We start from the raw sequence: 22,195 nt of genomic DNA on the forward strand, positions 1-22,195 counted from the left end.
TAGACCCCCACTATAAATGGCTATCCTATTTTCATGACCTCTTTTATCTTATCTACAACACCATTCTCAGTATTTCTTTTTGCTCTAAATCTAGCAATTTCTTTTAAATACTCATTTGCATTTTCCATGGCATAACTATGATAAGCACTCTTCATCATTTCTACATCATTCAATTGGTCGCCAAATACCATAGTTTCTTCATATTTTATATCTAGCATTCTTTGTACTTTTTTTATGGCACTTCCTTTATTTGCACCTTTTGCAGTTAAATCAAGCCATTCTACTCCAGAAATACATACCTGAGCTCTATCAGAAAACTTTTCAAAGTAGATACTATTATTATGTTCTGCACCTTTGAAGTCAAATACGGCTATCTTTAATATATCTCCTTCTACTTTAGTCAAGTCATCTACAACTTTAAACTTTGCATAGTAAGTACTAACTTCATCTATAAAAGCTTCATCTTTACTTTCTATATAAGCGTATTTTTTACCACTCATTACGATTTTCTTACCTTCTATACTTCTTGTTGTCTCTATAATTTCATTTACTAATTCTTTGTCTAAAGGATTTGATAATATTTCTTTTCCTTTATATACCACCAATGTTCCATTTTCTGAGATAAACATCATATCATCTTTTATATCTTCAAATTTCTTTATAAGATTCTGATACTGTCTACCACTTGCAGCTGAAAACATTATCCCTCTCTCTCTTAATTTTTCAAATACTTTATAAAACTCTGGATTTATTTCGCTCTTCTCATCTAACAAAGTTCCATCTAAGTCTGTTGCTATTAATTTTATCATACATTTCCTCCCCCAAATTATATAATTTATGATTATTTTTTATTATTTTTTATCAGTTTAAATTTTCAATTCCTATTATACACTAAAAATTTTAAATTACAATTTGCTCATTTTGTAAGTTGATATAAGTACATCTAGGAAAATATTTTTTTCAATATGTACATCCATTTATAAAAATTTAAGTCATAATATAATTATATTCCAAGGAAATTAATAATAACTACACACTTTCTTCTTTAAAACATTATAAAAATAATTATATTATGACAAACTTATGCTAATTTATTGTGTTTTTTATTGCTTATGTAACAAATTTTTAATATAATTAACTGTGTGTAATTAAAAAATTTAGAAAGTAGGGGATATTATTGTCAGGACTCAAAAAGTTCGTTATATTTCTAGCCCTTTTAGTTATAGCATTTCCTGTTAGCATATATGGATATGTTTTTACTAAACTAAAAACTATCCAAGATGATAGTATAAATACAGAGGCGCTTAGTAGTAATGACTATAAAAATGAAGAAAGTATCACAAATATATTATTATTAGGTACAGATGCAAGACCAGGAGAAGAAGTTTCTCGTTCAGATGCCATGATGATACTGACTATTGATAATAAAAATAAAAGCCTTAAATTGACTTCATTAAATAGAGATACTTATGTTAATATACCAGGACATGGAGAGCAAAAATTAACACATGCTTATGTATATGGACAAGCTAACTTATTGATAGAAACTATAGAGGAGAACTTCGAAATTGACATACAAAACTATGCTGTAGTTGACTTTTTCTCTTTTATGGATATAGTCGATGCTTTAGGTGGAGTAACTGTTACTGTTGATAAGAGTGAAATAAGAGAATTAAACAAGTTTATACCTGAAACTTATAAGTGGAATAAAAGTGATGACAAAGGTTCTCTTAAATATATAAGAAACTCAGGTGAGCAAAAACTAAATGGATACCAAACACTTGCATTTTCTCGTATAAGAAAAAATGATAGTACAGACCAAAGAGATAGAAGACAAAGAAGTGTTATACAAAGCTTAATAAATGGTGTTAAGGATTTACCAGTTACTAAATATCCTAATCTAGTTAATACAATACTTCCATATGTAAAAACTAATATGAATCCTAATGAAATAATATCTTTAGGAAAAGATTTGTTGAGCATAGGAAATTTAAACCTTAAATCTATGGAATTCCCTCTTTCTACTGAAAATGGTAGAAAAATAGGTGATGCAGGCTATGTAATTCCTTTTGAAGAATATGAATTAGACGCAATGCATGATTTTATATTTGAGGACATTATGTTGGAAGAATAAGTATTTATCTAAAACAAATCAATAATTTTATAGTAAGTACATACCTCTCAAATGCAAGTTTCTTTGCAATTGTGAGGTGTGTTTTTATTTTAAAATATAAATTAAATTTTTTTAATATATTACATATACTTTTAATTATATATAAATTGACAAATTTTCTTATAAATTATATCTTTGTCTTTTTTTTGTAACTGAAACAAGTATTGAATATATCTCAATACTTTAATATAATTAAGTGTATGCTATTAAAAAATATACAGGAAAAAGAAGAAAGAAGGGGTACTTTTGTCAAAATTAAAGAAATTTGTTATACTACTGGCTTTCTTGGTAGTAATATTCCCTATAAGCGTCTATGGATATTTTTATTATAAATTATCTGCTATTCATGACTCGAGCATAGATAGTAATTTGTTAAATAATAATGACCATAAAAATGAAAATGGAATAACTAACATACTACTTATGGGAACAGATGCTAGACCAAACGAAGATTCTTCAAGGTCAGATGCTATGATGATACTTACTATTGATAACAAACACAATGATATAAAACTTACATCATTAGCTCGTGATAGTTATGTAGACATCCCTGGTCATGGTAAACAAAAACTTACTCATGCTTATGCTTATGGACAAGCTGATTTATTAATACAAACAATTGAAGAGAATTTTAATATCGATATTCAGAATTATGCTTGTGTTAATTTCGAATCATTTATGTATATAATTGATGCTATTGGTGGCGTTGAAGTTACCATTGAAAAAGGTGAAATACAAGAATTAAATAAATTTATTCCTGAAACTTATGGTTGGAATAAGAGTGATGATAAAGGTAGCATACAATACATTAAAAAATCAGGAGAACAAACTTTAAATGGATACCAAGCATTATCTTTTGCACGTATCAGACACAACGATACAGCTTTTGCTAGAGATGGCAGACAGAGACAGATTATACAGGCTATAATCAAGAAAACAGAAACTTTACCTGTCACTAAATATCCAGGTTTATTAGATGCTGTTCTTCCATATGTTAAAACTAACATGAAACCTAATGCGATACTTTCTTTAGGAGCTCAAGTTTTAAAAATGGGCGACTTGAATGTTAAGCAATTTGAATTCCCTATTGATGATGAAATTCACAGTACAGGTGGTATATATGGAAAAGCTGGATGGGTTCTGAGATTTGACCCAGATACATTAGACATATTACATGATTTTATATTTAATGACATAGAATTTAAAGAATAAGAAATTTAACATAAAGTTTATTGTAAATATAAGATTAAACATTAAAAAAGAACTATATCACATAATTATCTTCAAGTTATTATGATACTTGATTATAAAGTGTATATAGTTCTTTTTTATTTTCTAGTTTATATCTATAATCCTCATTTTATCTTGATAAAAATAGTCTGTATTTCAAACAAATTTTTCTATTACTTAACTAAGTTTAAGAAAGTATTTAATGAAGTTTGATTTATACCATCACCCGCTTCATATACTAGAGTCGTTTTCTTAGGCTCTAAGGCAGTTTTCTGAGCAGATGTTACACTATTTCCAAGCATAACTACTGGTGATTTCAATTTAGCTGCTAAAGGACCTGATGTTAAAGCATCTACTAACTGATTACTTTTACTTACAAACATTGATGGATATTCAGCATTTGGATAGAATTTTTGTATTACTTTTCCATTTGTTTCTTCTCTATTTTCTCCAGCTATTCTATTTTTAGATACATCATTTGTAATAACCTTATCTAATTTATTTATTACTGAATCAGATATACTTAGATTACCACCTATAAAATAAGCATCCTTTACTTTTAAGTCTGATATCCAGTTGTAAACATCATCACTTACATTATCTTTTGATACTAATACTATTGGTTGCTTTTCCTCTCCTGCTTTTGAAGCTATAGAAAGAGAATCGGCTTCACCTGTACCACTTGTTATATATAATTTTTCTACTGGATTAGTTTTTACTAATTCCTTTGCTATTAATAAAGATGTACTATATCTATCTGAACCGCCAACTCTATTTATTGACACATTTGATAGTGTATCCTTTATTTCATTCTCAACTTTATCTCCAATAGAGTTATTTCCTCCTATTAGAACAACTTTGCTTGGATTAAGTCTTTTTATCTCATCCTTAGTAGATGTTGGTATATTATCCTTATTTACTAATAATATAGGAGCATCATTTGCTGTAGCAAGTGGTGTTGATGTTATACCATCAACTATAGAATATCCATTTACTAATACCACTGTATCTGAATTTGTAGCCCAACCTTTTTTACTTATTGCTACTGCTGTATCATATCTTTCATTACCTCTTAACTTTTCCACTTTAACATTTGATGGTGGAGTAACTGGTTCTTCATTACTACTAGAATATAAACTCTTTAAATCATTTTGTATAGAGGTACTATTTGCTATATCTTTAGCTGAAAAATACATACTACCTTTTATTTCACTATATTTTCTATTTAATGTTACTTGTTGTACTATTTCTTTTGCTATATTTTGTCCATTATAACTTGATTGACCTTGCTTATATATACCTTGTCCTATGTATAAGTCTACGTTTGTTCCTTTTACTTCATTAGCCCACCATGCCACTAATTTAGAGTAATCTGCAGCTTTAAGACCAATTGGCCAATAAAGTTGTGGAACTACATAATCAACTAATCCTTGTTTTATCCAAGCTCTTGTATCTGCATATGTACCTACATAACTTTCATTACCTGATGTATCTGAACCTGTTGGGTCACTACTCTTATTTCTCCATATCCCAGCTGGACTTACACCAAATACAACATTAGATTTTATACTCTTTATAGATGCTTTTACATCTCTAAGTAGAGTATTTACATTTTCTCTTCTCCAATTGTCTTTATTCTGTCCATTTCCATATTTTTGATATGTTGCATTATCATCGAAACTTACTCCTGGATAGAAGTAATCATCAAAATGAACACCATCTATGTCATAATTCTGAACAACTTCTGCTATACTATCAACTATGTACTTTCTAACTTCTGGCAAACCTGGGTCATAGTAATACTTATTTCCATGTTTAATTACCCAACTTGGATTTTTCTTTGCTGGATGGTTAGCTGGTAATTTATCAATACTCTCATCTGCCATAGTTATTCTGTATGGATTAAACCATGCATGAAATTCCATACCTCTTTTATGTGCTTCTTCTATTAAAAATGGTAATGGGTCATATCCAGGGTCTTTACCTTGTGTCCCTGTAAGATATTCAGACCATGGATTTATATTTGATTTATATAAAGCATCTGATTTTGGTCTTACTTGAACCACTGCTGTATTTATCCCTGAACTTTTTAATTTGTCTAATAAATCTGTGTATTCCTTTTTTTGCTTGGCTTCATTATTTTTAGTCTTAGGCCAGTCTAAGTTATAAACTGTAGATATCCAAGCAGCTCTCATTTCCTTGTCATTTGATGAATCAGCAAATGAACTTACACTACACATTGTAAGTGTCATTATAAGTGATAATACTAATATACTTATTTTTTTCATTTCATCCCCCTTAATTTCTAAAATTTATTTTTTTTTACAATATACTCCTTACTAAGTATATCTAAAATTCATATTATCTGTCAAATATTGAATAATATAGTTAAAATTTATATTTAATATTTGATTATAATATGAGATAATTTATTATAAAAAAAACAGCAAAGAAATTTATCTTCTTTGCTGTTTTTATAACGTTCATTGCTATTTTAATATTACTAACCGTTTCAATATTTATGTAAAACATTAAATGTAACTCTACATACTTAATGTTAATATTCAATCCTATGTAAATCTATATTATTATTGTAAAACACGTGTAGCAGTTATAAGTCTTCTTCCATAATTTGTTCCTGGAGCCATGCTAGTAACTTTTACTACATCTCCTGTTTGTGGTGAATGTATGAATTTAGAATCTCCTACATACAATCCAACATGATTAATTGAACCACCTGAACCAAAGAAAACTAAATCTCCTGGTTTTAATTCTGCTCTTGATACTTTCTTTCCTACTGTTGCTTGTGATCTTGATACTCTTGGTAAATTAACTCCTGCTCCATTTTTATAGACATAAGAAGTGAACCCAGAACAATCAAAAGAGTTTGGTCCAGTTGCTCCCCATCTATATGGCTTACCTTGTTGCTTAAATGCTAAGTTTAAAACATTTTGTACCTTTGCATCTACATTTCCACCTTCAATAGTTAAATAGTCTCCATTTACCCATCCTGTAACATTGTCAACTGTTTTTATTTTAAGCCATCCATTTGAATGTAATTCTAAAACCTCAACTTTGTCTCCTGTGTTTATCTTTCCTACTACTGAGTCATTTGCACTAGCTCCACTTCTCATATTTAAGAAATCACATTGGTCTACTGTTGCAGTCATAGGTGAATTAGTTAGCTCTGCCGCACTAGCTGTTATTGCTCCTGCTTCTACTGTGACAACTCCTGCTATTAACACCATAGCTATAAATTTTTTTAATATATGTTTTTTATTTTTAATATTCATCATAATCTCAAATACCTAATCCTTTCGAAAATTTAACATTTTGTTCCTTCGTTTCCAATTCCTAATTAACATTCTAACTTACATCAAAATAAATTGCAACCTTTTTTGTAATCTTTTTGTAATCTTTTTGTAATCTTTTGTTTCTTTTTCTTATATATTTGTTTCTTTTTGCTCCCCCTGGTTACAAATTAGAAATATATTCTACTTCTCCCGAGTTATTGCAATTTCCTTGACATTAGCATCTTCTGGTTTAATGTAAGTTGGCACTAATTTTCTCATAACACTATCTATTTTTTCAATTTCTTCATTGTTAGTAATTTCTCTTAAAAGTTTTAAGTATTTTGTTATTTTTTCTCTATCAACATCTATTGGTCTCCCAATAAAAATCTTTTTATGCTCTGTATCCAATAGACCTTCTTCTGACATAAGTAGTTCTTCATATAATTTTTCTCCTGGTCTAAGACCAGAAAATTCAATTTTTATATCAACATCTGGCTCAAATCCACTGAATTTAATCAAATTTTTCGCTAAATCCAATATCTTTACAGGCTCTCCCATATCAAGCACAAATATTTCTCCACCTTTAGCCATAGCTCCAGCTTGTATAACCAATCCTACTGCTTCTGGTATTGTCATAAAATATCTAATGATATCTGGATGTGTAACTGTAACTGGCCCACCATCTTCTATTTGCTTTTTAAAGAGTGGAATTACACTTCCATTACTTCCAAGTACGTTTCCAAATCTAACAGCAACAAATTCAGTCTCACTTTCAGCATTAATAGTCTGTATAATCATTTCAGCTGCCCTTTTAGTAGCTCCCATTATGTTAGTAGGATTTACAGCCTTATCTGTAGATATAAGAACAAATTTCTTAGCTCTATATTTTGAGGATAAGCCTGCTATGTTTAAAGTCCCAAATATGTTATTCTTTATAGCTTCACCAGGACTTGATTCCATAAGAGGAACATGTTTATGTGCTGCTGCATGAAATACTACTTCTGGCTTATATTTATTAAATATCTCATCCATTCTTTTTTCTTCTCTTATTGATGCTATTATTGTCTTTAAGTCCAATTTATTTCTATATTTTCTAATCAATTCTTGTTGTATCGCATAAGCATTATTTTCATAATTATCAACTATAATAAGCTCTTTAGGATTAAATCCTGCAATCTGTCTGCAAAGCTCTGAACCAATTGAGCCTCCACCTCCAGTTATTAGAATTACTTTTCCTTCAATATAATTGCTTATCTCTCTTAAATTTGTTTTTATTGGCTCTCTCCCCAATAAATCTTCTATATCTACTTCTCTAATCTGTTTTATATCTACTTTTCCGTCTATAATTTCGTAAATTCCTGGTATTGTCTTTATTTTACAATTAGTATTCTTACATATATCAATAATTTCTTTTTTTCTATATTTTTCTATATTTGCAATTGAAAAGATTATTTCATCTATATTGTATTTTTCAACTACATCTTTTATATTTGAAGTTGCCCCTACAATCTTTACATTATGAATTATTCTTCCAACCTTATTTTCATCATCATCTATTATAGCCACTGCTACTTTTTTAAGTTCTGGATTTCTTTTTAACTCCTGTATAACCATTTCTCCAGCATCCCCTGCACCAATTATAAGGATATTTGAAACCTTTCCTCTAGAATAAGTCTTATTCATGACTATTCTTATAGCTCTATACGCTATTCTTGCACCACTTGTAAACATTATAATAAATATTGTATTTAATACATAAAACATTATGGGATAGTCAAAGCCCAATAATTTATTGATTATATAAGCTGGTATTAAATAGGCTAAAGTTGCAATAAAAATAGAGACAATTTCTTCTTCGCCTGCATATCTCCATAATGTGTTATAACACTTAAATAATCTAAATGATACTATATGAAGTACAATATATATACAAACTGAAATTATTACATCATTAATAGTAAATACATTTAAATTACCTGTAAGACTTAAAGACATTCGAAATGCTACTAGCACGCTACAAATATCTAGAATTAATAATGTTAATTGTCTAAATTTATATTTCTTAAAAAGCTTATTAAAAAAGCTTTCTTTCTCTAAATCTATACCTTCTCGCATAACTAGAAGCCCTCCATTAAACAGCAAAAGCTACGCACCTAAGCATAGCCAACAACATCTATCTTTTGCTGTATTTTTTAATTTTATTTTTTATGTTTATCTAATATAGAGTCATAAATTTTTTCTATATCATTAAAGTTTAGATTAACTTCATAATTTTCTTTAACAAACTGACGTCCTTTTGTACCCATACTAAGTCTAAGTTCATCATCTTCCATTAATTTTACTATCGCATTTTTTATTTCTTCTGGTTGTTTTGGTTCTACAATTAAGCCAGTTTCATTTTCCCATACAGATTCTGGATGTCCACCTACATTCGTAACTATTACAGGTACTTGACAGGCTTCTGATTCTATAGCTGCCACACCAAATCCCTCTCTTAAAGAAGGAAACACAGTTACATCAAAAGAATTAAAAGTCTTGCTGACATTCTCTGGAGATATTCTTCCTAAGAATTGAACATCTTCTTCTACACCTAATTCCTTAGTTAAATTTATTAGGTTGTCCATCTGGCTCCCAGAGCCACCTATTTTAAGAATTATTCTCTTATCTTTATATTCATCTTTCAACATCTTAAAAGCTTGTATTAAATATTCTATTCCATATTTTTTTTCTAAACTTTTTATAATTCCTATTACAAAAGCATCTTCTTTTTCTACTTCCATAGGTTTAAATCTATCCATATCTACTCCGAAAAAGGTTACATCTACATGTTTTGCTGTATATTTATTAGCCTCTTTAGCCATATCTCTACTATTTGAAAAAATATAGTCTGCTTTTCTAAAGTTATGCTTTATAATTTGTTTTTGTATAAAACCATTGTTAGGGAAATCGTAAATATCAGTACCCCAAACAGAAATAATATATGGATGATACCCAAGTAAACTTCCTATAAATCCATAACTACTTGCATATTGTGCATGCAATATATCTGGCTTTATTTCATTCACTAACTTCTTTATTTTTTTTATTGAGCCTAAATATCCTGTTTTTTTAGAAATTTTTTCATTCTTTAGTTCTTCTACATTAGAACCAAAGTCATAAATTTTTATCCCTTCCATGTGACCTCCATTTAGAGAGATTACATGAATATCATATCCTTTATTTTTAAAAAAACTACACCATTTTAAAGTATGAGGATTTGACCCATCAGCTAAATAACAAACAGTCTTCATAATCTTTACCTTCCTATCGAATAATACTCAATCCCAAGTTCTTCCATATCTTTAACCTTATAGCAGTTTCTTCCATCAAGAACTAAAGGATTTTTCATCTTTTCCTTATACTTATGTATATCATAATTTAAGACATCTTTCCATTCTGTCATTATAAAACATATCTCTGCATCTTCTATTGTATCATCTATAGAATTGGCATAAAGTATAGAATCGCCAAATATTTTCTTAGTATTGCTGACACCAATTGGGTCATATACTGTTACTCTTGCTCCTCTTTCAAGCAAATATTTTATATTTGGTATAGATGGTGCTTCTCTTATATCATCAGTATCAGGTTTAAAAGTAAGACCTAGTACAGCAACCTTCATATCTTGAAAACTCTCAACTAACTTTGATGCTTTTCTAACTAATTTAAGCTTCTGACTTTCATTAACTTCGATTGCAGCCTTTACTGTTTTTAGTTCATAGCCATTATGTTCAGATAACCAATGAAGTGCTTTTGTATCTTTTGGAAAACAAGAACCTCCATACCCGATACCTGCCTTTAAAAACTTACTTCCAATTCTATCATCATAACTCATTCCTAAAGCCACATCTTCTACATTAGCTCCAGCTATTTCACAAAGATTTGCAATATCATTCATAAATGATATTTTAAGTGCCAAGAAATTATTTGATGCATACTTTATCATTTCAGCACTATTTCTATTTGTAACTATTATAGGTTGATTAAAAGGCTCATAAATTTTCTGTAATATGTCTCTAGCCCATTCACTTTCTACACCTATAACGATTCTTGAGGCATGTAAAGTATCTCTTACTGCTGTTCCTTGTGACAAAAACTCTGGATTAGATGCCAGTTCTATTTTTACATCATTTTTTAAATTTCTACTTATATAATCTTCTATTTCTTCATTTGTACCAATTGGCACTGTAGATTTTATTACCACTAGAGTATCTTTCGTTACAGTTTCAGCTATTTGCTTTGCAACTGCCTTTATATAATCTAAATTAGCTGAACCATCACTTCTCTCTGGTGTACCTACAGCTATTAATATTACATCTACATCTTCATAAGCTTTTTTATAGTCAGTAGTGTAATCTATTCTTCCTCTATTGTAATTTTTAACCATAAGTTCTTCTAGGCCTTCTTCATATATAGGAGCTATTCCTAGCTTCATTGATTTAACCTTTTGTTCGTCTACATCAACACAAATTATATTCTCATTACCTACTTCTGCTAGACAAACGCCTGTAACCAATCCTACATATCCAGTCCCAGCTATAGCTATTTTCATTATTTTTACCTCCAAGTATATAAAACTTATACTCTCTTCTTGATAGCATTAAAGACATAAAAACAAAATACATATAGACTTTTTGGCAAACTTAAATTTTCAACATTTCTATAAGTATTCCAAGTTCTTTTTAATGCTTTTATTTTATTACTAGATATAGAATTTCCAACTAATCTGTAATTTACTAAATCTTCATAAATACCATACGCATACTCTTCTTTTTTAAGTAATTGTAACCAAGTTGCAGTATCTTGTCCTCTTCTTACCAAAGGCATATTAAATTCGCCTACGATATTCTTATCAATGACTACGGTAGAGCACCCTATTATAGTATTTCTAAGTAGTCCTTCATAGTCAATCTTTTTAGGAGCTCTTGCAACTTTACTTGTTTTTGTTCCATCTTCTCTCATATATCTATAAGATGTAAAAGAAAATCCGATATTTTCTTTTAACATATATCCTATCTGAATTTCTAACTTTTTACTATCCCATAAATCATCACTATCTATAAATGCAATAAATCGACCTTCCGCATTTTTAATTCCTACATTCCTAGATACTGCAGCTCCAGAATTTTTTTCAAGCTTTATATATTTTATTCTAGCATCTTCTTTTTGAAAACTTTTTATAATTTCACTTGAATTGTCCTTAGAACAATCATCCACTAATAAAAGCTGCCAATTTTTATAAGTTTGATTTTGGATTGACTTTATTGTCTCTGATAAAAACTCTTCTGAATTATATACAGGAGTAATTATCGATACTAAAGGCTCATTCATATTTTTACTCTCCTTATATAGCAACTAGCAGTACTATACCAACAAGTTTACTTAGATACTAATTTTCTTTGTCCAATATATTTGTAATATCCTAATGGGAATAATACTAAATACAACAATTTATCAGATATTTTATTGATTTCTCCAAAATAATGGCTATCAGACAATAACGAATATCTAGCTAAATTTATGTAATTTTTTATCCACATATATGGATATCTACCTAAAGGATATGTATTTTGATTTATCAAATATAAAAATTCTAATGCTCTACCTCTTAACGAATTTTTACTTAAGATATTTTTTGTTAAACCATCATCCAAATAATCTCTTATTATCATAGGCTTGTTTACACATTTAACTTTATAGTATTTAGACATTTCATTCCATACTACACTTTCTGGTAAAAATCTCACTTCTTTTCTTTCTGGAAAAGGAAATTTTATAAGTTCATCAGTTACAAATACTATACTTTTATCTCCCTTAACACCGTACTTAAAATATAGGTCTGCAAAGTGACATATTTTCTTATCTTCAGGCATTTCTGTCCCTATTAAATCTCCACTTGGGTATACACAAAGTCCAACAACTCCACTAAATCCTTCTTTATTCTCTACAGAATTCCATTCATCATTAGCAATTTCAAGAGAATCTTTAATTAAACCATCATCACTATCTACAATGAAAAATAGTTCTCCATCTGCATTTTTTACACCTAGATTTATTGCAGTATGTTTTCCTCCATTTTCTTTGTATATATATCTTATATTTAATTTATTTTCTGATATAAATTTTTCAACTAATTCTTTAGTACCATCTTCACTTCCATCATCAACAATCAGCCATTCAAAATCATTGAAGCCATAAGTTTGAGCTTTTAAATCATCGTACAAATTTTCAAGTAAATGAGCTCTATTATATGTTGGAGTAAATACAGTAAATTTATATTTATACATTAATTAAATCTTCCTCTCTATCTAACTTTTTTTGATTCCATTTATTCCATAATTAATAAAGTAGTATACAGCTTTGTATAGAGGTATTTTTTCTATATTTCTATATATATTCCAAGTCCACATGGCAGCTTTTATTTTATTACCACTTAGTGAATTACTAGACTTTCTATATAATGCTAAAACTTCGTTTATTCCGTGGGCAATATGCCCTCTTTTCAATATAGATAACCATAAAACATAATCTTCATGTCTTACACCACTCATTTTTATTTCAAAATCTAGTTTAGACTTATCAATTACAACAGTAAGACATCCTAAGATATTTCCTTTCAATAATCTCCTATAATCTACATTAGGTGGTACTTTTATTACCTTGTTTAATTTTTTGTCATTTTCATCCATCAGTTCATATGAAGTAAATGATATTACATAATCATTTTCTAACATAAAGTTTACTTGTTTTTCTAACTTACTACTATTCCATTGGTCATCACTATCTAAAAAAGCTATAAATTGTCCTGTTGCCTTACTTAGTGCTAAATTTCTAGCATTAGAGACACCCTTATTAGTCTCAGTCTTTATACATTTTATTCTGCTATCCTGTTGCATATAAGATTTGACTATATTAGGACTATTATCTGTTGAGCAATCATCAATAATTAACATTTCCCATTCTTGATAAGTTTGGTTTAATACTGATTTTATGGTTGCTTCAATAAATTTTTCAGAATTATACATGGGAGTAATTATAGATACTAAATTCTTCTTCATATTACCTTCCTCATCATTTATAAAATATTTATTTAATTTTACTTATTACACAATCATATATCCTCTTGCAGTTCTTATTGTCATTATATCTGAAAAACTTATTTCTCTCATTTTTTTGGTTACCCATAACCTCAAAATTATTTTCAATAATATCAATAAGTTTATTCACAGCTTCATCATTATTATAAGCTAAAGACCCAAACATTTCACCTTTCAAATCTATATATGAATCAACTTTTTCCATATATTCCTCCAAATCAAATTGGTAAAACAGTATAGGTCTATTCATATATAAAAAGTCTATAGCTACACTTGAATAATCAGTTATATTTGCAGCTGATTTTCTAATTTCATTTGCTAGAGTTACCCCTTTGTCTAAAAACACAATTCGTTTTCCCGTTATATTTTCTTTTATGTCATCTATAAACTCATGCATAAGATGATGCATATAAATTTTTACATTTATATCTTTCTCATCTAGTATTTTATTTAACTTATCATCATTCAAAAAATTCATTATACTTTTAAAATAATCTGTATCTGTAAATTTTCCTGAACTAAATTTTATCCAATCTCTCCATGTAGGAGTATATAATATATCTCGTGTTTGTGCAACTTCATTTGTTGGTAAATTGTCATATCTTGCATTTCCAATTATATAAACTGAGTCATCTAACATTCCCCAATCATCTACCATAACATTTCTTTCAAACTCAGAACTTGCTGTAACTATATTATAGCTTTTATATAGATTGTCTATAATATTTTTGAATTTTTTATTCATTGGTTTTCTCTTTTTAAAACTTATAGTCCCATGATTTAAGAATACTTTTACTGTCTTTTTATGAAAATAATTAAGAACAGGTACAGCAAAGTTATATGGTGCTATATCTGCTGATGGCGCATGTGAAAATACTATGGCTTTTGAATTGTAATAATATAGATAGTTTTCTACACTTCCTCTTATTAATTTTTTACCTGGAATTTTATCAAATACTTTACTGTCTTTATTTACCACCCAATAAGTCTCTACATCATTATGCTCCTTCAACATATACTCATAAAAGAACTTCGCATTATCATTGTATATATCTCCTGAATGTCCACCTATAAGCCAGATATTTCTACCATTAAACTTATGCTTACTAAATGGATACATAAAAAAAGCCAAAAGCATATTTATTAAAAATTTAACCTTGTCCATAAACACCATCCTCATTATAACTTATACTGTCTAAATCCATTAATTCTTCCTTTTATAGTGGCACTATGATAATCTCTGTTGGAACTCAATATAAGACCACCTATATTTCTTACAAGTTTTGATGCCATAACCTTTACAAACTTATAATTCTTTCTATAGACTATTTCTTTTTTACAAAGTGCTCCAAAACCTCTTCCATAGTTATAATCTTTTTGATACTTTTCTTTAGATTTAGAATGTTTTTTTGCAGGATGGTAAATTATATCATCTCCAAAGTATTTTCCTTTAAATCCTAAGCTCAATAAATTTAAAACATAATCTATCTCTTCACCAGCACCAAATTCTCCACCAACACCTAATTTTTCATCAAATCTTGTATATTCTTTCTCTTCAAAGTCAACAAAAAAAGTTATAGATGTTATAGTATTTAAAACGTTGGAACTTGTAATATCACAAGTTCCATCCGCCATTTTTTTAAATGCATCAATTTTATTTGCATCCATAGTCTTGCAACTGTATATTTTATAGTCTTTATTTTGATTAAAGAAGTTTATAACTTTTTCTAATGTATTATTTTCATAAACACAGTCATCATCAGGGAAACCTATAATTTGACCTTTAGCGTTATTTATTCCTACATTTCTGTTATAACTTAATCCCAGCTTATCGCTTTTTATATACTTTATATCTAACTTATCAATGTATTTGTCAACTATCTCCTTAACTTTGTTATTATCGTTTTGATCCACTACTATAAGTTCAAAGTTTTTGTAAGTTTGACTTTCTAAGCTGTCCATAAGTAAGTATATATCATCATATCTATTTAATGTTGGCATTATTAATGATATTAACATTACTACCTCCTACTTTTCATTTTCCACAGTTCTACATTTCTTTTATCATTTAATATTACTTCTTTTATTAGTAATACTATTGCAAAACTAAATGAAGCCTCTAATAGTAAGTTTTCTGCAAAAGAGTATAATAAAAATATGAATAAAGCTACTAAATACTCTTTCTTATCTTTCTCTATAAAACTTCCTATGCCTTTATACATCAAATACATAAATAATATGCAAGCAATTACTCCTAATACACTAATTATATATATATAAGAACTGTCTAATGGATTAGTCGCTTTTATAGCTGCGCTATATGAATTTCCAAAAGGTTTCATAAAATTTCCTGCTTCAGCTAAGTATACATGCCAATACTTAGGTCTACTTGCTAATAATCTATTTAATATACTACTCTTAGAAAACATTATACCAATAGCTACACTGGATAAAGTAAGTATTATTGGCAACATCTTTACAAGTGTTGGTAGACCTTTTATTTTTTTTATGTTTATCAATCTTATTATTTCTACAAATATTAATCCTGCTAATATAGTAAAAAAGCCTGTTCTACTATATGTCGTTTGATAAACAAAAAATGCAGAACCAAATAAAATTATTCTATCCCATTTATTATAGTTTTTATATCTTAAGAATATATATGCTGCATATATAGTAACCATATGATAAAATACACTATTTGGATTACCAAGCCCAAAATCCATTCTTGTAACAAGCATATCTATATTTTCTATATATCTATAGTGGACTTCTTGATTAAATACTAACGAAGGAAATAAATTAAATAATAATATAGCTGCTATTAAAAAACATGCAGATATTATTAAGTAACTTTTAACTATATATTTATCATCTATTTGTTTAGCTGATACAGCTAGTAATACAATTAATAATATAGCTCCTTCTCTATTTAATACATAAAGTAAGACACAAGCTCCAACTAGAAACATTTCTGTTATACTTTTTCTCTTATCAAATAAAAAAAGTAGCATTAGTATTCCTATTGAAGAATAAAATAACGCTGATTTAATCATCCCTAGATTTATATTTGGGTCAATAAATGATATCATATACTTTCTAAGTACTATGATAAACAAAACAAATATATAAAGATATTTTTTCATCATAATATTTCTATCATCGTTTAAAGTCTTCATTTTACTTTCTCCCTTTTAGTTTCGTAAAGTATTACTTGCAAATATTTTACAACACTTCCATATCTTATTTGCACCTGTTAAATGTTTGCTTTCTAAGAAATAATTTCTCTTTTTAGCCCAACTTTTTCCCCACCAATGTATACCAAAAGTGTTTTCTGTTATACATTCTGGTGTAAAGTCTTCTTTAAATCCAAAAGGATAAAAATATTCTTTATCATAGACACGAATGCCTTCTTCATAATTATTTGGGTCAATCTTCTTATAATTTTTTTCCATAAGGTGAGTCATTATCTTTGGTATTGTAAACAATGAAGAAGTAAGTACTTCTTTTTCATAATACTCCAATAAGTCTTTTAAAAAAGGATGTCCTTTTTCTACACCTATTATAGCACCATTTATATATTCTCTATCATCTTCATACCCACAGATTAGCTTATTATTTTCTAAAAGAGGAGTTATATCCTTTAATATTTGCATATCTGTATCCATATAAACTCCACCTTGTTCATAGAGTACTTTTATTCTTGTATAATCAGATATGAATGCCCAAAGCTTTCTTTTATAACATTCTTCCAAAAACTTATTTCCTTTTATTTCCTTCTCTATATCAAAGTTTTTTTCATTCCACTCTACTATCTCATATTCTGGAAGCTTTTCTTTCCAAGAATTTATACATATATTTTCTATATTTCCTTTTGGACCACCAAACCATACATAATGTATTTTTTTAGGAATCAAATGAGCACCTCCTACATATATTCTTGTCTATCTTCTTCTTTTAATTGCTCTACTATCTTTTTGACATCTTGAGCTTTATCTTTTCTACAAACCATAACTGCATCATTTGTAGATACTACTATCAAATCACTAATACCTATTGTCGATATTAATTTGTCATCTGAATATATAATTGAATTTTTAGTGTCTATAGTAATATTTTCACCTCTTTTGATGTTACCTTCATTATCAGTTGGATATATTGCACCTAGAGAATCCCAAGACCCAACATCATTCCACCCAAAATCGCCAGGAACTACTATAACATCATTACTTCTTTCCATAATACCATAATCTATGGAAATTGATTGTATTGTTGGATATATTTCTTTTATTTTTTCTATTTCTTCCTTTGTACCTAAGTAATTGCTGATTTCTTCTAATTTTTCATATACTTTAGGTAAGTACCTCTTAAAATCTTCTAATATTTTAGATACCTTCCATACAAACATTCCACTATTCCATACATATTTTTTAGAGTTTACATATTCTTTAGCAATTTCATAATTTGGCTTTTCTACAAACTCCACTACTTCATATGCAACATTTTCTATTGTGTTTTCTCTATTAAAATTTATGTATCCATATCCTGTTGATGGAAATGTAGGCGTTATACCAATAGTTACTAGTTTATCATTGTTTTCCGCTATATAGATAGCTTTTTCTAATATAGATTTAAATTCTTTTTCATCTTTTATATAATGGTCAGCTGGATATACACACATAACACCATCACCATATTTTTTCATTATGTTAAAAGCTGCAAAACCTATAGCTGCTGCTGTATTTCTGGCACATGGTTCTGGCAATATGTTGCCATCTAAACATTTATCTTTTACTGTATCCTTTAAAGCTTCCAATTGCTTCTCATTAGTTACTATAAATAAATCGTCTTTTTTTGCTAGAGAATCTATTCTGTTTATAGTTTCATTTATTAAAGCATCTTCTCCACTTAAATTTATAAGCTGTTTAGGTACTTCTTGTCTACTAAGTGGCCAGAAACGAGTTCCTCCTCCTCCAGCCATTATGACATTGTATACTTTCATTGTTTATCTCCCCTTAGCTTTTTATATAGAATCCACTACATTTAATATATAAGATATTAAATTTTTCAATTTTAATTCTACATCTTCTTGGTTGTCTGAGTTTGCTCCAAAGTAAAATTTAATTTTAGGTTCTGTACCTGAAGGTCTTATAGCTATCCAAGAGCCATCTTCAAGTAAAAATTTAAGTACATCTGATTTAGGTAAATCATCTACTCCATCCTTATAATCCAAAATCTTATCTACTTTTACATCAGCCACATTATCTATTTTAACACTTCTAAAGTAAAGCATCATCTCTTTTATTTTTTTTATTCCATCTATACCTTTTAAAGTCACTGACTTTAATTCTTCCTTATAATATCCAAATTTATTATATGTATCTATCATAGCTTCATACAGGTTCATACCTTTTGAAGAATAATATGCTGCCATTTCACATATCATAAGTGAAGATACAACACCATCTTTATCTCTAGCATGAGTTCCAATTAAGTAACCATAGCTTTCCTCATATCCCATTATAAAGCTTCTATCATTACTTTCTTCAAATTCTTTTATTTTTTCTCCTATAAATTTAAATCCCGTTAAAGTATTTAAACAATCTACATTATAAGCCTTCGCTATTTTTGCACCTAACTCTGATGTAACTATAGTTTTTATTATTGTAGGATTGTTTTTAGGAAGTTTATTTTCTTCAACTAAACTCTCTATTATATATCTAACTAAAAGTGAGCCAACTTGATTTCCATTTAAGACTATATATTCACCACTTGAATCTTTTACAACAACCCCTACTCTATCACAATCAGGGTCTGTTCCTATTACCAAATCAGTATTATTACTCTTTGCCATTTCAATAGCTATATTAAATACTGACTTTTCCTCAGGATTAGGATACTTAACTGTTGAAAAATTAGAATCTGGTAATTCTTGTTCCTTAACCACCATCACATTTTCAAATCCACATTCATTTAAGACTCTTCTTACTGGCTTATTTCCAGTTCCATGAATAGGTGTATATATTATTTTTAATTTTTTACCATATTCATTTATTATATTTTGTCTTAACGCTTGCTTCTTAACAGCTTTTATAAATTCGTCATCTACTTCATTATCTAATATAGTTATTAAATCTTTAGATAAAGCTTCTTTAAAATCTAAACTCTTAATAACACTGTAATCATCAATCTTATTAACTTCTGCTATTATATCATTTGCCATATCTATACAGATTTGACCCCCCTCTGAGTCATATACCTTATATCCATTGTACTCTTTAGGATTGTGACTTGCTGTTATTACTACGCCCATAGCACACTTTAAGTATCTAACAGCAAAAGAAAGTTCTGGTGTAGGCTTTAATTCTTCAAAAATATAAGCCTTTACACCATAAGCACTTAGAGTCTTTGCTACTTCTATACAAAACTCTCTCGACATGTATCTACTATCATGTGCTATAACTATTCCCTTTTGTTTTCCTTCTTCTCCTTGAGTCTTTATGATATAATTTAAAACTCCAAGTGTCGCACGTCTAACAGTATAAATATTGATTCTATTAGTTCCCGCTCCTATTATACCTCTTAAACCACCTGTTCCAAACTCTAAGTTTTTGTAGAATCTATCTTGTATTTCTTTTTCATCATCTTTTATGCTTAATAGCTCATTTTTCGTTTGTTCATCAAAATAAGGAGAATTTAACCACATTTCATAATTATTCTTATAATCCATATTTTCATCCTTTCTGACTTTATTTTAATTTTCTAATGTAAGGGTCTATCTTTTAAGTAGTTTTTGTTTTCCTTTTCTTAAAAATTCAAAAGCTAAGTCCATCTCTTCTACTTTAAATAAAACTATCAATATCGTATATACAGAAGCTCCACCTAATACTCCTACTCCAACTGATATGATTTCTTTAATTGTTCCTGCACCCATAAATGCATATAGGTTATTATATATCAATAAAGTGACTACTGCCATTACTCCTGATGCTACCAAACTTTTTAGACCAGTCTTTATAATTTTATCTCCTCCAAAATATCCATTTTTCTTTTTAAGAGATATAAACAATAATATAACTGTAATTATATTTGAAGTACTAGTTGATATAGCAATACCTGCATGACCAAGTGGTCTTATCAATATTAAATTAAGAACTATATTTATTATTAAAGCTATACTTCCATTTATCATTGGTGTCTTTGTATCTGCAAGAGAGTAAAATGCCCTATATAAAACATCTCTTACTCCACACGCTAATAAACCTAGTGAATATAATCTAAGTGCTATAGATGTAAGGTCTGTTGATAATGCGTCGAATTTACCTCTTTGGAATAAGATTCTAACTAAAGGTTCTGCTAATATGATAGCTCCAATAGATATAGGAAGCACCACCAATATGATACAGTTAGATGATTTTACAATAGTACTTATAAATCCTTCTTTATTATCTTTACCTGACATCTTTGCTAGCTTAGGATATATAACTGTTATTATTGATGTTACGAATAATGCCATAACAAATTCATTTAGTCTATTTGCATAGTTAAGAGCTGACAACTTTCCATCCCCTAAAGTCGTTGCCAATAACCTGTCGACAAATATATTTAACTGTCCAACAGCTACCCCTATTAACATAGGTAATACTAGATTAACTAATTCTTTTATAGACTCATCCTTAAAATTTATATATGGCTTATACTTGTAGGACTTCTTAAACGCAAATGGCAACTGAAATAATAGTTGACTTGCCATAGCAATCAGTGCTCCCGCTGGTAGTATCCATACATTTTTACCTGCACTTAATGCTATTGCTGCTATTATTATAATATTATATGGAATTCCTATAAGACCAGGAATTACAAAACTGTCATTCACCTGTAAAAATGAACTAAATATTTTACTTCCACTCAGGAACAGAACTCCTGAAATCATTATTTTAGTAAATAGTATTGCTGCTTGGAACTTAGCAGGGTCATTTCTAAATCCTGCTGCAAATACTGTAACAAATTGCTCTGTAAATAAAAGCCCAAGAATAGCTATTATTATAGCCATTATATAGCATATATTTAAAACATTATTAGTAAATTTTAAAGCACCTTCATCTCCAAGTCTTTTCTTTGTTTCAAAGTACATAGGTATATAAGTTGTAGCAATTGCAGAGCCTATGACTGCTATGATTAAACCAGGTATATTTAATGTTAATACAAATACGTCTGCATACATACCTGTCCCATAGAAATTTGCAAGTACAAGTTCTCTAAGGAAACCTAATACTTTTGAAAACATAGTGGCTGCCATAATCCACAATGCTGCTTTAGCTGTTTTTGACATTTTCTTTCTCCTTATCTATTTAAACTCTAAA

General features: G+C 28.7%; 18 protein-coding genes. 2 read left to right on the forward strand and 16 right to left on the reverse strand.

Annotation, left to right across the window (positions count from 1 at the left end; translation table 11 throughout):
• Nucleotides 1-20: 20 nt before the first annotated feature.
• Nucleotides 21-809, reverse strand: coding sequence for an HAD family hydrolase (locus tag Q3223_RS00245; protein ID WP_054271341.1), 789 nt, complete (start codon nucleotides 807-809; stop codon nucleotides 21-23).
• 368 nt (nucleotides 810-1,177) lie between these two features.
• On the opposite strand from Q3223_RS00245, the gene Q3223_RS00250 reads away from it, so the two are divergent.
• Both Q3223_RS00250 and Q3223_RS00255 read left to right on the forward strand, forming a co-directional pair.
• The gene (locus tag Q3223_RS00250; protein ID WP_054271342.1) at nucleotides 1,178-2,134 is read left to right on the forward strand and encodes an LCP family protein; all 957 of its coding nucleotides are present in this window, start codon (nucleotides 1,178-1,180) and stop codon (nucleotides 2,132-2,134) included.
• A 285-nt stretch (nucleotides 2,135-2,419) separates the two neighbouring features.
• A complete protein-coding gene (locus tag Q3223_RS00255) occupies nucleotides 2,420-3,385 on the forward strand; it encodes an LCP family protein (protein ID WP_054271343.1) in 966 nt (321 codons plus the stop codon).
• Nucleotides 3,386-3,576: 191 nt separating this feature from the next.
• Here the strand turns inward: Q3223_RS00255 and Q3223_RS00260 are convergent, their stop codons facing one another.
• From Q3223_RS00260 to murJ, 15 genes are all read right to left on the reverse strand, one after another.
• Nucleotides 3,577-5,691 (reverse strand): cell wall-binding glycosyl-hydrolase Cwp19, encoded by a 2,115-nt coding sequence (locus Q3223_RS00260; RefSeq protein ID WP_284182279.1) that lies wholly within the window; start codon nucleotides 5,689-5,691, stop codon nucleotides 3,577-3,579.
• Between the two features lie 300 nt (nucleotides 5,692-5,991).
• Entirely contained in the window at nucleotides 5,992-6,699 is a 708-nt protein-coding gene (locus Q3223_RS00265; RefSeq protein ID WP_054277358.1) for a C40 family peptidase, read from the reverse strand.
• 198 nt (nucleotides 6,700-6,897) lie between these two features.
• On the reverse strand, nucleotides 6,898-8,811 hold the full coding sequence (locus tag Q3223_RS00270) for a nucleoside-diphosphate sugar epimerase/dehydratase (RefSeq protein WP_284182280.1): 1,914 nt from the start codon (nucleotides 8,809-8,811) through the stop codon (nucleotides 6,898-6,900).
• A gap of 83 nt (nucleotides 8,812-8,894) precedes the next feature.
• Nucleotides 8,895-9,986, reverse strand: a complete 1,092-nt coding sequence (locus Q3223_RS00275; RefSeq protein ID WP_219672929.1) for a glycosyltransferase — start codon at nucleotides 9,984-9,986, stop codon at nucleotides 8,895-8,897.
• A gap of 5 nt (nucleotides 9,987-9,991) precedes the next feature.
• A complete protein-coding gene (locus Q3223_RS00280) occupies nucleotides 9,992-11,287 on the reverse strand; it encodes a UDP-glucose/GDP-mannose dehydrogenase family protein (protein WP_054271348.1) in 1,296 nt (431 codons plus the stop codon).
• A 26-nt stretch (nucleotides 11,288-11,313) separates the two neighbouring features.
• The gene (locus Q3223_RS00285) at nucleotides 11,314-12,066 is read right to left on the reverse strand and encodes a glycosyltransferase family 2 protein (RefSeq protein ID WP_054271349.1); all 753 of its coding nucleotides are present in this window, start codon (nucleotides 12,064-12,066) and stop codon (nucleotides 11,314-11,316) included.
• 47 nt (nucleotides 12,067-12,113) lie between these two features.
• On the reverse strand, nucleotides 12,114-13,022 hold the full coding sequence (locus Q3223_RS00290; protein ID WP_284182281.1) for a glycosyltransferase family A protein: 909 nt from the start codon (nucleotides 13,020-13,022) through the stop codon (nucleotides 12,114-12,116).
• A 21-nt stretch (nucleotides 13,023-13,043) separates the two neighbouring features.
• On the reverse strand, nucleotides 13,044-13,793 hold the full coding sequence (locus Q3223_RS00295; protein WP_054271351.1) for a glycosyltransferase family 2 protein: 750 nt from the start codon (nucleotides 13,791-13,793) through the stop codon (nucleotides 13,044-13,046).
• Nucleotides 13,794-13,821: 28 nt separating this feature from the next.
• Nucleotides 13,822-14,997, reverse strand: coding sequence for a CDP-glycerol glycerophosphotransferase family protein (locus Q3223_RS00300; RefSeq protein ID WP_054271352.1), 1,176 nt, complete (start codon nucleotides 14,995-14,997; stop codon nucleotides 13,822-13,824).
• A gap of 14 nt (nucleotides 14,998-15,011) precedes the next feature.
• Nucleotides 15,012-15,851 carry a glycosyltransferase family 2 protein gene (locus Q3223_RS00305; protein ID WP_074178800.1) on the reverse strand — a complete coding sequence of 280 codons (840 nt, stop codon included), beginning with the start codon at nucleotides 15,849-15,851 and terminating at the stop codon, nucleotides 15,012-15,014.
• Between the two features lie 2 nt (nucleotides 15,852-15,853).
• Nucleotides 15,854-17,011, reverse strand: coding sequence for a hypothetical protein (locus tag Q3223_RS00310; protein ID WP_054271354.1), 1,158 nt, complete (start codon nucleotides 17,009-17,011; stop codon nucleotides 15,854-15,856).
• A gap of 15 nt (nucleotides 17,012-17,026) precedes the next feature.
• On the reverse strand, nucleotides 17,027-17,749 hold the full coding sequence (locus tag Q3223_RS00315) for a glycosyltransferase (RefSeq protein WP_284182282.1): 723 nt from the start codon (nucleotides 17,747-17,749) through the stop codon (nucleotides 17,027-17,029).
• Between the two features lie 11 nt (nucleotides 17,750-17,760).
• Nucleotides 17,761-18,834 (reverse strand): mannose-1-phosphate guanylyltransferase, encoded by a 1,074-nt coding sequence (locus Q3223_RS00320; protein ID WP_054271356.1) that lies wholly within the window; start codon nucleotides 18,832-18,834, stop codon nucleotides 17,761-17,763.
• Between the two features lie 21 nt (nucleotides 18,835-18,855).
• Entirely contained in the window at nucleotides 18,856-20,562 is a 1,707-nt protein-coding gene (locus Q3223_RS00325) for a phospho-sugar mutase (protein WP_284182283.1), read from the reverse strand.
• A 45-nt stretch (nucleotides 20,563-20,607) separates the two neighbouring features.
• Nucleotides 20,608-22,164 carry a murein biosynthesis integral membrane protein MurJ gene (gene murJ / locus Q3223_RS00330; RefSeq protein ID WP_054271358.1) on the reverse strand — a complete coding sequence of 519 codons (1,557 nt, stop codon included), beginning with the start codon at nucleotides 22,162-22,164 and terminating at the stop codon, nucleotides 20,608-20,610.
• Nucleotides 22,165-22,195: the final 31 nt, after the last annotated feature.

This window comes from Clostridioides sp. GD02367 (genome assembly GCF_045900275.1).
In the GTDB taxonomy this organism is placed as follows: Bacteria; Bacillota; Clostridia; order Peptostreptococcales; family Peptostreptococcaceae; genus Clostridioides; species Clostridioides difficile_A.

Coding starts and splice junctions, on each gene's coding strand:
- Q3223_RS00320 (WP_054271356.1), bottom strand. CDS start 18,834: ATGAAAGTATACAATGTCATAATGGCTGGAGGAGGAGGAACTCGTTTC.
- murJ (WP_054271358.1), bottom strand. CDS start 22,164: ATGTCAAAAACAGCTAAAGCAGCATTGTGGATTATGGCAGCCACTATG.
- Q3223_RS00290 (WP_284182281.1), bottom strand. CDS start 13,022: ATGTATAAATATAAATTTACTGTATTTACTCCAACATATAATAGAGCT.
- Q3223_RS00295 (WP_054271351.1), bottom strand. CDS start 13,793: ATGAAGAAGAATTTAGTATCTATAATTACTCCCATGTATAATTCTGAA.
- Q3223_RS00260 (WP_284182279.1), bottom strand. CDS start 5,691: ATGAAAAAAATAAGTATATTAGTATTATCACTTATAATGACACTTACA.
- Q3223_RS00280 (WP_054271348.1), bottom strand. CDS start 11,287: ATGAAAATAGCTATAGCTGGGACTGGATATGTAGGATTGGTTACAGGC.
- Q3223_RS00275 (WP_219672929.1), bottom strand. CDS start 9,986: ATGAAGACTGTTTGTTATTTAGCTGATGGGTCAAATCCTCATACTTTA.
- Q3223_RS00305 (WP_074178800.1), bottom strand. CDS start 15,851: ATGTTAATATCATTAATAATGCCAACATTAAATAGATATGATGATATA.
- Q3223_RS00270 (WP_284182280.1), bottom strand. CDS start 8,811: ATGCGAGAAGGTATAGATTTAGAGAAAGAAAGCTTTTTTAATAAGCTT.
- Q3223_RS00245 (WP_054271341.1), bottom strand. CDS start 809: ATGATAAAATTAATAGCAACAGACTTAGATGGAACTTTGTTAGATGAG.
- Q3223_RS00310 (WP_054271354.1), bottom strand. CDS start 17,011: ATGAAGACTTTAAACGATGATAGAAATATTATGATGAAAAAATATCTT.
- Q3223_RS00265 (WP_054277358.1), bottom strand. CDS start 6,699: ATGATGAATATTAAAAATAAAAAACATATATTAAAAAAATTTATAGCT.
- Q3223_RS00325 (WP_284182283.1), bottom strand. CDS start 20,562: ATGGATTATAAGAATAATTATGAAATGTGGTTAAATTCTCCTTATTTT.
- Q3223_RS00285 (WP_054271349.1), bottom strand. CDS start 12,066: ATGAATGAGCCTTTAGTATCGATAATTACTCCTGTATATAATTCAGAA.
- Q3223_RS00300 (WP_054271352.1), bottom strand. CDS start 14,997: ATGGACAAGGTTAAATTTTTAATAAATATGCTTTTGGCTTTTTTTATG.